This window comes from Pedobacter sp. AC190, from assembly GCF_979258025.1.
Genome location: NZ_OZ409824.1, coordinates 2,516,661 through 2,529,427, shown reverse-complemented (window position 1 = coordinate 2,529,427; position 12,767 = coordinate 2,516,661). Strand labels below are relative to the sequence as shown.

Sequence of the window (12,767 nt, the reverse complement as noted above, 5' to 3'; positions counted from 1 at the left end):
TTCTTTATTAAGCACTATCTAAAACCTCATTTTAGAATGAAACCTTTCTTAGACGAAAATTTTCTTTTGCAAACAAAAACAGCTCAAAAGCTTTATCATGAATTTGCAAAATCAATGCCGATTATCGATTATCATAATCATTTAATTCCCGAGCAAATTGCAAACAATGTTCAATTTTCAAACATAAGCCAGGTTTGGCTTTATGGAGATCATTACAAATGGAGAGCAATGAGAGCAAATGGTGTAGATGAAAGATACATCACTGGAAATGCAACAGATTATGAGAAGTTTGAAAAATGGGCGGAAACTGTTCCTTATACACTTCGTAATCCTTTATACCATTGGACACATTTAGAATTACAGCGTTATTTTGATGTAAACGAAATTCTTTCTGGTAAAACAGCACAAAAAATTTACGATAACTGTTCATCAAAATTGCAAACTTCAGAATATTCTGTTCGTGGCTTACTAGCGAAAATGAATGTAGAAGCTGTTTGCACAACTGATGATCCTTTAGATAGCCTAAATTTTCACCAACAGTTAGCTGCTGAAGGTACAAATTTGAAAATGTTACCTGCATTTCGACCTGATAAGGCGATGAACAGCGATGATATTGATGGCTTAAATGAGTACATAAATAAGTTAGAAATAGTTGTAAATAAAACAATCGGCAATTTTCAAGATTATCTTGATGCTTTAAAAAGTCGCCACGATTACTTTGCTGCCAATGGTTGTTCAGTTTCTGATCATGGTTTAGAACAAATTTATGCTGAAGATTATACTGATGCAGAAATTACTTCGATCTTCGAAAAAATCAGGAATAAAAAAGGTATTTCTTATCAGGAAAATCTAAAGTTCAAATCTGCAATGTTAGTTTATTTTGCAGAATGGGATCATGAAAAAGGTTGGGTTCAGCAATATCACTTAGGTGCCTTACGTAACAACAACACGAGGATGTTAAGTCAACTAGGCCCCGATACGGGTTGGGATTCTATCGGCGATTTTAGTCAGGCAAGAATGCTTTCCAAATTTTTAAATCGTTTAGATACACAGGATAAATTGGCAAAAACAATTATCTACAATTTAAACCCAGCGGATAATGAATTGATCGCAACTATGATTGGAAATTTCAACGATGGTTCTGTAGCTGGAAAAGTTCAGTTTGGCTCTGCATGGTGGTTTTTAGATCAAAAAGATGGCATGATAAAACAGCTGAATGCATTATCAAACATGGGGCTTTTAAGTCGCTTAGTAGGTATGCTTACCGATTCTCGCAGTTTTCTTTCTTTTCCTCGGCACGAATATTTCAGAAGGATAGTTTGTAATCTCTTTGGAGATGACGTAGAGAATGGAGAATTGCCGAACGACTTAGAATGGATTGGCAAAATTGTGCAGGATATTTCGTATTTTAACGCAAAAAATTACTTTAAATTTTAACAAAATCGGTCTTTTTAATGGAAAATGATTGGAATCAAATCGTTTCAATCGTTTTCCTTTGGTTTTCTGCCTCGAATTAAAAATAAGCAGAAAAATGCCAGTTCAACATAAAAATGAGCAACCAGATATTACCACAATCAGAAAATAGAAAAAAAGTTTTAAGCTTCGGTGAAATTCTTTTACGCATTTGCCCAGATATGGATGGCGAATGGCTTAAAGAAAATAAATTACCCTTTTATGTTGGCGGTGCAGAACTAAATGTAGCTACAGCTTTGGCACTTTGGAATGTACCATCTGCTTACCTTTCGGCCGTGCCCGATAACTCAGTTACTAGAGAAATTATTGATTATCTCGATAAAAGAGATATTGATACATCGCATATGGTGTTCCATGGCGACCGCTTGGGTTTATATTATCTTCCGAAAGGAAAAGATTTGAAAAACGCCGGAGTAATTTACGATAGAGCAAACTCTGCCTATGCAGATTTGAAGGTTGACCAAATAAACTGGGATGAAGTATTTGAAGATGTTAGTTGGTTTCATTTTAGCGCAATCTGTCCTGCAATCAATCAATCAATCGCCGATATTTGTGTAGAGGCTTTAAAAGTAGCCAGCTCAAAAAACATTACCGTGTCATTAGATCTTAATTATCGAGCGAAGCTTTGGAAATACGGGAAAGAGCCTATCAATATTTTACCCGAATTAGCCAAATATTGCACCTTAATAATGGGAAATGTTTGGGCTGCAAATAAAATGCTTGGAACAGCGCTTCATGATGATTTAAAACCAACAGAAGGCTACGCAAAGGAAACGTTACTGCAACAAGCTACTGATACTTCGAAAGAAATATTAAGTTTGTTTACAGCATGCAAAGCTGTTGCAAATACTTTCCGTTTCGATAATGGAAAAGGTATAAGATATTATACCACAATTTATACAAATAACGAATTAACGGTTTCAGAAGAATATGTTTCTGACGAAATTTTAGATAAAGTAGGCAGTGGAGACTGTTTTATGGCAGGATTAATTTACGGTTTCTACAATCAATTACCTGTTAGCGAAACTTTAAATTTTGCTACCGCAGCAGCATACGATAAATTATATATTCCAAGTGATGCAACAACAAGTACGGTTGCCGAAATAGAAAAAAGAATAATAAGATGATAAGCAATAAGCATAAAATTTTAGATGCCATTTTAGAGCAAGGTATGTTACCACTTTTTTACCAGGATAGTGAAGAAGGTAGCGTGGAAATCCTTCGTACTTTATACAAAGCAGGTGTACGTGTTTTCGAATATACCAACCGTGGTAAATCGGCATTGCCGAATTTTAAAAAGTTGAAAGAAATCCGCGATGCGGAAATGCCTGATTTATATTTAGGTATAGGAACCATAAAAACACCTGCTGATGCAAATGCTTTTATTGAAGCTGGCACTGATTTTATTGTTGCACCAATTGTTAATCCTGCGGTTGCAGAAATTGCAAATAAAATTGGAATGCTTTGGATTCCTGGATGTATGACGCCAACTGAAATTAGTGTTGCGCAAGAACATAAAGCTATGCTAATTAAAATTTTCCCAGCAAATATTTTAGGCCCAGAGTTTATTTCATCAATTAAAGATTTATTTGCAGGACAGCTTTTTATGCCAACGGGCGGCGTTGAAATTAACTTGGAAAATTTAAAAACCTGGTTTAAATCGGGGGTTTGTGCAGTTGGAATGGGTAGCAAATTAATCAGTAAGGATGTGATGAGCAAAGGGCTTTATGACGAATTATTTGACAACACAAAATTGGCAATTGACTTAATTAAGCAGAGTAAGTAAAAGATTTTAATAACCTAACCAAATGAACCAACCAAAAACAAGCAAATACAGATGGACAATATGTTTACTCTTGTTTCTTGCTACTACGATAAATTATTTAGACAGACAAGTACTATCCTTAACATGGACTGATTTTATTAAACCAGAATTCCATTGGGATAACAACGACTACGGAAATATTACGGCCTTGTTTTCTATTTTCTATGCAATATCGATGCTTTTTGCAGGTCGTTTGGTTGATAAACTTGATACAAAAAAGGGTTTCTTGTGGGCAATTGGCGTTTGGTCAGTTGGTGCATGTTTACACGCTTTCTGTGGCATTGCAACAGCAGGGATAATAAATGGAAACTGGTTTTTAGGCTTTGAAGGTGCCAAAGAAATCATTTCAAAAATTAACAACACAGGAATGGTAGTTTCTGTTAGCGTTACCTTATTTATTTTCGCCCGATTTGTTTTAGCCGTTGGCGAGGCTGGAAATTTCCCAGCTGCAATTAAAGCAACAGCAGAGTATTTCCCTAAAAAAGATAGAGCTTTTGCAACAAGTATTTTTAATGCAGGTGCAACCGTTGGTGCATTAGCAGCACCAATTACAATTCCTTTCATTGCTAAAGCATATGGCTGGGAAATGTCCTTTATCATTATTGGTGCATTGGGTTTTGTATGGATGGGTTTATGGGTTTTTGTTTACAACAAGCCTGAACTACATAAAAGAGTTAGCGCTGAAGAATTAGCTTACATTCAGCAAGATGTTATTAACGATAGAAAACTTGTTGATTATGTAGAGGAAACTACAGAAAAAGTATCTTTTGTTGATTGCTTTAAATTTAAACAAACCTGGGCTTTTGCTTTCGGAAAATTTATGACTGATGGCGTTTGGTGGTTTTTCTTATTCTGGACACCAGCTTATTTAAAATCTGTTTATGGGATGGACTCTACTCAGAGTGCATTGCCATTATTTGTACTTTATATGATTACGCTATTATCAATAATTGGCGGTTGGTTACCAACATACTTCGTTGATAAAAAGGGCATGAATCCTTACGAGGGCAGAATGAGAGCGATGTTAATTTTTGCTTTTTTCCCGCTTTTGGCGCTAGCTGCGCAACCATTAGGTCACATTACTTATTGGATTCCAGTAATTATTATTGGTATCGCAGGTGCGGCGCACCAAGCCTGGTCGGCAAATATATTTTCTACTGTTGGCGATATGTTTCCGAAAAAAGCAATCGCAACCATTACTGGAATTGGCGGTATGGCTGGCGGGATCGGTTCATTCATCATCAATAAAGGATCCGGATTACTATTCGATTATACTGGTAAGAACAAAATTGTTTTCATGGGCTTTAAAGGCGAAGAAGCAGGATATTTTATCATATTCTCTATATGTGCGGTTTGCTACTTAATCGGGTGGACAGTAATGAAATCATTAGTACCAAAATACAAAGTTATAGAACTAAAATAATAAAGATTTAAAACATTTGGGGCTTATCGCCAGGCTCCAAATGTTAAATCAGTTTACATTAATACAATAAATCTATACTAAGACTATAGATTTACCTAACTATAAACCCTTTAAAACAAACCAAATTGAGCACAACTTTAAATCTCGAAGGTATTTTCGTTGATGAAAGCCAGATTCCTGAGGAATTCAGGCTCAAGGAAGAAATCAATCAAAAGGAATTTCTTTCTAACGGAGAAATGAAAACCTGGAGCGGACCTTTTAATGAAGTGTTTTCTCCAGTATGCGTAAAAACAGCAGATGGCTTGAAACGAAAGCGCATTGGTAGTTTCCCTGTTTGTACAGAAAAAGAATCTACTGAGGCTCTAGATGCTGCCGTAGCTGCGTACGACAATGGTCGCGGGCAATGGCCAACCATGAGTGTTGCCGACCGTATTACCTGCGTAGAAAATTTCACGCATAAAATGCTTGAGCAAAAAGAAATTGTTGCCAAACTAATTATGTGGGAAATTGGCAAGTCGTATGCCGATTCGCTTAAGGAATTCGATCGTACAGTTGAATATATTTATGCAACCATCGATGCCTTGAAAGATATTGATCGTCAATCTTCACGTTTCGAAATTGAGCAAGGTATTGTGGCGCAGGTTCGTCGTTCGCCACTTGGCGTTGTGCTTTGTATGGGGCCATTTAACTATCCGTTAAACGAAACTTTTACAACATTAATTCCAGCCCTGATAATGGGCAATACGCTTTTATTCAAACCACCAAAACACGGTACTTTATTGCATTATCCTTTGTTAGAAGCATTTCGTTCTAGCTTTCCAAAAGGTGTTGTAAATACAATTTATGGCCGTGGAAATACTATTGTTCCAGGCTTGATGAAATCAGGAAAAATTAATGTATTAACGCTTATTGGTTCGAGCAAGGTAGCCAATGAGTTAAAAAAACTACATCCAAAAGTTAATCGTTTACGAGCAATTTTAGGTTTAGATGCAAAAAATGCAGCCATCATTACAAAAGATGCTGATTTAGATTTAGCAGTTTCTGAAACAGTTTTAGGTTCGCTTTCTTTTAACGGTCAGCGTTGTACGGCAATTAAAATTGTTTATGTGCACCGCAGTTTAGCACAAGAGTTTTTAAAACGATTATCTACTGAAGTTGAGAAATTAAAATTCGGTATGCCTTGGGAAAAAGGAGTTTCCTTAACCCCTCTTCCTGAATTAAATAAACCTGAATACTTAAAAGAATGTATTGATGATGCAGTTGCTCATGGTGCAAAAGTGGTGAACAAAAACGGAGGGCAAACCTTAGAAACTTTTGTTTATCCTGCTATTGTTTACCCTGTAAACAGCAACATGAAATTGTATCGAGAAGAGCAGTTTGGGCCAATTGTTCCAGTGGTTCCTTTTGATGATTTGGAAGAACCAATTGAATATTTAATCGGCTCACCACACGGACAGCAAGTAAGTATTTTTAGCAATAATGCAGCTGTTATTTCATCGCTTATCGATCCTTTAGTCAATCAGGTAAGTCGTGTAAATATAAATTGTCAATGCCAGCGCGGTCCTGATGCATTTCCATTTACAGGCAGAAAAGACAGTGCAGAAGGAACGCTTTCTGTTGTAGATGCACTGCGTTCGTTCTCTATACGTTCGTTGGTTGCAACTAAACTTACCGAAAGCAACAAGAAATTATTAAACGAAATTGTTAGCGATAACGATTCGAATTTCTTGAGCACGAAGTATATTTTTTAAAATTATATCGCCTTTTCGACTGGAGTAAAGCGAAACGGAGAAATTTTTTCAAGTGGTTAATATCTACTTAAAAATTTCTCCGCTTCGGTCGAAATTACGATTCATATTATAAACTATAATGCTGAAACAGGTTTAGCATGACGAAAGTTTTTACTTCAATTTCTTAGCAATACCAAGTTTACGCTCTTTAATTCCATCTACAACCAAAGCCGCAATTTGCTTTGCTCCTTCTGGACTTAAATGTGTATCGTCTTTTTTTCCAGTGGGATAATTTACATTTCCCGAATCTACATAGTTAAATAATTTTATTGATGGCAAATCTCCAAGTTTGGTTAACAAGTTTTCGGTTTTAACCAACATATCGATTAAGGGAACCTTTAAAGAATCGGCGACTTTTCTGGTTACTTTGGGGTAATCGCCATGAGAATCTACTAATACCCCGTTCTTAAAACTTCTTCGGGAAATTGGCGTAAGTAAAACAGGTACTGCCTTTTTACTTCTTGTTTCATTAACGTAATTAATGAGATTAGTTTTAAACTCTGCTAATGATGTACCGATGCCTGGCTTCTCTATTTTTTCATCATTATGTCCAAACTCAATAAGTACGTAATCGCCAGGTGCAAGCTTTTCCAAAATAGGTTGCCATTGTTTTTCTGCTTTAAATGATTTGGTACTTCTTCCATTTAAAGCCCTGTTATCTACTACAATTTCTGAATTAAAAAAAAATTGCAATTCCATTCCCCAACCAGTTTCGGGATAAGCCTTAGGCTGTTTATTTGCCGCTGTAGAATCGCCGATAATATAAATTGTAGATTTCTTTTGGATAAAGGTAAATGATGCTAAAATACCTGACAACACGACCAAAGCTAAAAGCAGTTTTCTTTTCATTTTAAGTTTTTTATTTAAACAACTTCAAATATTATAAATAACAGAATCAGTTTTTAACAAAGAAAGGGCGGATAAAGTTATCGCCCTTTCTAAATAAATAGTTGTTTGTATTAATATATTTCACCAATTAGTAACCATACCACTGACCACCCAATTTTGGATTCGCATCGATAACTGTTTGAGGCAATGGCAATAATTCGCTTTTATTTGGTGTAAAGGCTACGGCATAATAAGCTAATAAAGTGCTGTTTATTGTTGCTGCGTTTACCCAAGCCACACTTGCAGAACCTGTTGGCGCTGCCGGAGATGCAGTATAAAATGAATTTAGCCAAACTACAGTTGTTTGATTTGGTGTGTAATACATCGTTGCTGGTAAAGTAGCATAAGGAGCAGCTTTTGCAGCCATTAATGCTAAATTCGCTTTAGTTTCGGCAATTTTAGAAGCCAACATATTCCATCTGATTAAATCGTACTTTCTAATACCTTCGCCACCAAATTCAAATTGACGTTCTTTTACCAAAGCGTTAAAGAAACCAGTATAATCAGAAGGTGTAGTACCTATCAAAGATGCAGTACCACCAAAACCTCGGGTTCTAACTTGTTCAAAAGCACTTTTCGCTGCTGCAGTTGGTCCAGAGCTTAGCTCATTATCAGCTTCTGCAAACATTAATAACACATCGGAGAAACGAATAACTGGCCAGTTAACACCAAAATATTGTGCAGCACTTGTTAAAACTGAAGGACTTTGCCAATCTCTTCTAAATTTACCATCAAGCATGGTAACCATACTACGTGGGCGTAAGGTTAAATCCAGGTTATTATCGTAAGGAGCACAAGTAACATCACGGCGTTTATCATTCGCATCAAATGCATAGAAATAAGTTGGAAGAATGGTTAAGGCTGCATTACCAACCGCTGTTGTTCCTGGTGTAGCAACCGTAAACTGACGTGGTCCATTATAATAACCTAATTTACTATCTCCAACACCCGAGCTGCCACCCGTCATACCAACTTCCCATAAAACCTCGCCGTTAGCTTCAAATTTGTGTGCATTAACCCCATCTTTAAAAACAGATTGGAAACTCGGATTAAGTTTATGATCAGCCCTTGCCATAATAATTGCGCACTCATCTTTAGCAATTTGATAAAATGTTTTGTAATCTGCATTACGCTTCATTGTTTTATCTTGTCTCAAAGAATATCCGCCTCTAAACAATGCATATCTCGCACGCAAGGCTCTGATAGCACCCTGACTAAGTCGATCACTGGTAACTGATGATTCTGTACGCCAAGGCACTAAAGGCGCTGCTACAGCTAAATCTCTAATTATATGATTGTAAATTGTATCTCTATCGGTTCTTGAATTGTAAGGATCGCTTACATTTATAGATGAAGTAAACTGAGCAGGAACATCGCCCCAGTTTCTAATTACTTCAAAATAAAACTGAGCTCTTAAAGCCAAAGCTTCACCATAAAGACGTTTCAGTTCTTTTTGATCAGCTGTACTACCATTTGTATAAGCATCCATTTTCGGAATGTTATCTATACAAATATTCGCACGTTCTATACCTACGTATAACTGGTTAAACGGACCTGCAAGCTGCGTATTTGCTGGCTGAACATTAAAGTGAGCAATGTCTCTACGTTCGTTATCTGGATAAGGCGTTCCGCCCTGCCCCATCATTTCATCATTATCGTAAGGATAATACATGCTCAATCGAATGCCATAACCCTGATCTCCGCCAAGCGATGAATAAACACCTAACAATGCCTTTTGCGCATTGGTAACATTACTAAAAACGTAATCGTTACCAAAAGATGAAATTGGTTCTACTTCTAAGAATTTCTTACACGAAGAAATTGTGAAAATTGATGCGGTGATAAAAATTCCGCCTATAATTAATTTTAAATTAGTTTTCATTCTTGCTCTAATTAGTTTATAGCGTAAAATTGATACCGAAAATAAATGCTCTGCTACGTGGATATGCCGAATAATCTACACCTGGAGTGGTACCTGTTGCACGGCGTGTATTTACTTCAGGATCATAGCCTGAATAGTTTGTAATTACCGCCAGATTATTTACAGTAGCATATAAACGCATTCTGTTTATTTTAAATTTCCTCAATAAATCTGCTGGTAAAGTATAACCAAGAGTAATATTATTGATTCTTAGGAATGAGCCATCTTCAATCGCGTATGAATTTACGAAGAAAGAACTATTACTGGTTAACGGACTCCAAAGTGTTGCATTTGCATTTAAGGCAGCTAGCTCTGTCGGATCTGTAACCACAACGCCCTGATCGTTTACATTTCTCCATCTTCCATTCATTGTGGCCAATAAGTTACCGTTTGCGGTATATCCGCTTGTAAATTCAAGTTTGTTTGCATTTAAAATATCGTTCCCAACCTGGAAGTTAACAAACACATTTAAGTCCCAGTTTTTGTAAGTAAACGATTGGTTAAAACCACCCGTAAATTTCGGATTTGCATCGCCAATTATTGTACGGTCGTTGGTAATATCAACAACACCATCGCCATTTAAATCTTTAAATTTAATAACCCCTGGTTTTGGCGTTAATGAGGTTACACTTGAATTATTAGGAACACCTGGTTTTAAAGTGTAAACACCGTTAGCATAATTAAAATCTTCTATTTTGTAAAAGCCATCGTTAACCAATCCGTACATTTTACCTACCGCTTGCCCTACTGCTACCTGATAATCTGCAGGTACGTTTGTTCCTGCCCATCCAGAATTAATTAAAAACGATTTTTGGTAATCGCCTAAGCTTTCAACTTTGTTTTTATTAAACGAGATATTGAAGTTAGTTGACCATGAAAAGTTTTTAGTTTGAACAGGTGTACCATTAATCTGGAACTCGATACCTTTATTGCTAGTTGAACCAATATTTTGCAACTGGAATGCATAACCACTAGTAGAAGGGAATGGGTTATTTACTAAAAGTCCTTTGGTTTTATTGCTGTAAACATCAAATGAGAATTGTAATCTGTTGTTTAAGAAACCAGCATCTAATCCTAAATTTCTAGAAACTGTTGTTTCCCATTTCAAATTAGGATTTGAAAGTTCAGTAGCTACTAATGCGGTTACCAAAGTGTTATTTATATCGTAAAATGCACTTGGTTTAAATTGGGTTGTATATAAGAAATCGGCGATACGATTATTACCTGCTTCACCATAACTTACTCTAAGTTTTAAATCATTTAAGCGAATAGTAGATTTAATTTTATCCATAAATTTCTCATCAGAAATTCTCCAGGCCACAGACCCAGATGGGAAGTAGCCCCATTTATTTCCTTCGGCAAATTTTGATGAACCATCGGCACGTACACTTAACGTTAACAAGTATTTCTTATCGAACGAATAATTAAATCTACTAAACACTGAAAATAATCTTGCGGTTAAATCGCTCGAAGTTGCTGCACCCGCTGGTGTAGTACCTAAAGCCATGTTTGCCAAAGCGCGTTCGGCAGTAATCCCGATTGGAAATAATCTGTTTTCGATATAATAGGCCTTAACTCTATCCTGATAAAGTTCCTGCCCGATTAAGGCATCGAAACTGTGGTGTTTGCTAAATTCTGTTTTTGAACCAGAGTTTGAATATGAAATAACGTTAGAATTATTTAGCGTTTGCCTGTTACTGGTTGCAATAGAAGCAATTGGTTGAGAAGAACCAACTAATCTGGATTCGTTCGTAATGATATCGTTAAAAACATCAGAACGGTTATTGCTAAAATCTAACCCCAATGTACTTTTAAATGTTATGCCTTTAAAAAGATTATAGCTAAAATAACCATTAAAGTTAGTTACGTTGGTAAAAACCTTTTTGTACTCTGCATCATTCAATAACAACGGATTAACTAGTGAAAGACTATTTCCATTGGTTTCACTTGCGTAATCAGGGTCGTAAGCATAAATATCTTGTCCTTTAACCAGTAATGGTCTATATTTAACGGCCTGACGTAATCTGTTAAGCGAAGAAGAACCCTCGCTACTTGTACCAGCACCGTTTACAACCGTGTTATTGTATCTAACATTAAAACCAACTTTTAATTTATCGTTAAACTTGTGGTCGAATTTGAAGTTGATCAACTTTCTATCAAAATCCGAAGCTAACATTACGCCATCTTCTGTATTCGATGTAACACTTAAGTTAAAAGTCGATTTTGCATCGCCACCTGTAACGCTTACATTATGAGTTTGCATTAAAGCATTTCTGCCGAATAATTCTTCCTGCCAATCTACAAAAGGAACGCTTTTAAAGCTTTCCAAATCACTAAAATTACCGTAATAACCTGAATACAAACTTTCTGCTGTAGCATTACCACGACTGGCTTCATATTGATATTTAACAAAATCGTAAGGATTCATCACTTCCAATTTGTTAGCCAATTGTCTGAAACCGACTAAGCCATTATAGTTAATTTGGGTTTTCATTTCCCTTCCGCCTTTGGTAGTAATTAAAACCACACCGTTAGCGCCTCTCGAACCGTAAATTGCCGTAGCTGATGCGTCTTTTAAAACATCAATACTTTCAATATCCTGAGGAGATAAAACAGATAAAGCATTTTCTACCTGAATACCATCTACAACATAAAGGGGCGTATTGTCTTGTGTAATTGAGCCGCCACCACGCACTCTAATTTGAGCGCTTGCATTTGGCGTACCTTCTGAAACTGTAATCTGAACACCAGCCAAGCGACCAGCGATTGATTCTGCCAATGAATTATTTGGAATATCTTTTAATTGTTTTGCACCTACAGATGAAACAGATCCAGTTAAATCTCTACGGTTTACAGTAGCGTAACCGATTGCAACCACCTCATCCAAATCAGTTGAGTTTGATGCTAAACTAACTTTAATATTGGTTTGATTTCCTACTGAAACTTCTTTTGTTTTATAGCCAATGTAGTTAAAAACCAAAATGGTACCAGGAGCTACCGAAATCGAAAACCTTCCATTATTGTCTGTTTGCGTTCCTGTTTTGGTTCCTTTAATTAAAACGCTAACGCCTGGGATAGACTCGCCTCCTTCTTCTGATACAGTACCTGTTACTTGTTTGGTTTGACCCAGTGCTGTACTGAAATAAAAAGCGAATACACTAAAAAAGAGTAAAATTCTGCTCATAACTGTTCTTTGTTTGAATATTTGGTTTTATAGAAACGTGTACAAACGCTTACTTTTAGAATATTATTCTTAGTTATAGAAATATTCTTGGTTAATATTTGGCTACGTTGATGTAACAATTTTACAAACTAAAAACCGTTTGAATACAGTTTTAACTAAAAATCTGTGCAAACGTTCCCAAAAACGTAGTTTCAACGTTTATTAAAAATCGTGTTCAAAACGGTCAGGAGATATATTTTTCGTAACTTGGGGGGCAAGTACAA

At 36.2% G+C, this 12,767-nt stretch carries 8 protein-coding genes; 5 read left to right on the top strand and 3 right to left on the bottom strand.

Features of this window, described 5'->3' with window-relative positions; all coding sequences use genetic code 11:
• Window positions 1-36 precede the first annotated feature (36 nt).
• The 5 genes from uxaC (at window position 37) to ACZZZI_RS11065 (ending at window position 6,472) form a co-directional block, all read left to right on the top strand.
• Window positions 37-1,437: a glucuronate isomerase gene (gene uxaC, locus ACZZZI_RS11085; RefSeq protein WP_463489455.1), complete on the top strand. Its 1,401-nt coding sequence runs from the start codon at window positions 37-39 to the stop codon at window positions 1,435-1,437.
• A 113-nt stretch (window positions 1,438-1,550) separates the two neighbouring features.
• A complete protein-coding gene (locus ACZZZI_RS11080; RefSeq protein ID WP_463489454.1) occupies window positions 1,551-2,600 on the top strand; it encodes a PfkB family carbohydrate kinase in 1,050 nt (349 codons plus the stop codon).
• A complete protein-coding gene (locus ACZZZI_RS11075; RefSeq protein ID WP_316755157.1) occupies window positions 2,597-3,259 on the top strand; it encodes a bifunctional 4-hydroxy-2-oxoglutarate aldolase/2-dehydro-3-deoxy-phosphogluconate aldolase in 663 nt (220 codons plus the stop codon). The genes ACZZZI_RS11080 and ACZZZI_RS11075 overlap by 4 nt, the downstream gene beginning before the upstream one ends.
• Before the next feature lie 22 nt (window positions 3,260-3,281).
• Window positions 3,282-4,721: an MFS transporter gene (locus ACZZZI_RS11070; RefSeq protein WP_316755155.1), complete on the top strand. Its 1,440-nt coding sequence runs from the start codon at window positions 3,282-3,284 to the stop codon at window positions 4,719-4,721.
• A gap of 125 nt (window positions 4,722-4,846) precedes the next feature.
• Window positions 4,847-6,472: an NADP-dependent glyceraldehyde-3-phosphate dehydrogenase gene (locus tag ACZZZI_RS11065; protein WP_344768070.1), complete on the top strand. Its 1,626-nt coding sequence runs from the start codon at window positions 4,847-4,849 to the stop codon at window positions 6,470-6,472.
• Between the two features lie 150 nt (window positions 6,473-6,622).
• Here ACZZZI_RS11065 and ACZZZI_RS11060 read toward each other — a convergent pair whose 3' ends face one another.
• The 3 genes from ACZZZI_RS11060 to ACZZZI_RS11050 form a co-directional block, all read right to left on the bottom strand.
• Window positions 6,623-7,360: a rhamnogalacturonan acetylesterase gene (locus tag ACZZZI_RS11060; RefSeq protein WP_463489453.1), complete on the bottom strand. Its 738-nt coding sequence runs from the start codon at window positions 7,358-7,360 to the stop codon at window positions 6,623-6,625.
• A gap of 127 nt (window positions 7,361-7,487) precedes the next feature.
• Window positions 7,488-9,281, bottom strand: coding sequence for a RagB/SusD family nutrient uptake outer membrane protein (locus tag ACZZZI_RS11055; protein WP_344768074.1), 1,794 nt, complete (start codon window positions 9,279-9,281; stop codon window positions 7,488-7,490).
• A 16-nt stretch (window positions 9,282-9,297) separates the two neighbouring features.
• On the bottom strand, window positions 9,298-12,504 hold the full coding sequence (locus ACZZZI_RS11050) for a SusC/RagA family TonB-linked outer membrane protein (protein ID WP_463489452.1): 3,207 nt from the start codon (window positions 12,502-12,504) through the stop codon (window positions 9,298-9,300).
• Window positions 12,505-12,767: the final 263 nt, after the last annotated feature.

Bases quoted from the DNA above. Each gene is read 5' to 3' on its own strand.
- ACZZZI_RS11070 (WP_316755155.1), top strand. From the start codon at position 3,282: ATGAACCAACCAAAAACAAGCAAATACAGATGGACAATATGTTTACTC.
- uxaC (WP_463489455.1), top strand. From the start codon at position 37: ATGAAACCTTTCTTAGACGAAAATTTTCTTTTGCAAACAAAAACAGCT.
- ACZZZI_RS11075 (WP_316755157.1), top strand. From the start codon at position 2,597: ATGATAAGCAATAAGCATAAAATTTTAGATGCCATTTTAGAGCAAGGT.
- ACZZZI_RS11055 (WP_344768074.1), bottom strand. From the start codon at position 9,281: ATGAAAACTAATTTAAAATTAATTATAGGCGGAATTTTTATCACCGCA.
- ACZZZI_RS11080 (WP_463489454.1), top strand. From the start codon at position 1,551: ATGAGCAACCAGATATTACCACAATCAGAAAATAGAAAAAAAGTTTTA.
- ACZZZI_RS11060 (WP_463489453.1), bottom strand. From the start codon at position 7,360: ATGAAAAGAAAACTGCTTTTAGCTTTGGTCGTGTTGTCAGGTATTTTA.
- ACZZZI_RS11050 (WP_463489452.1), bottom strand. From the start codon at position 12,504: ATGAGCAGAATTTTACTCTTTTTTAGTGTATTCGCTTTTTATTTCAGT.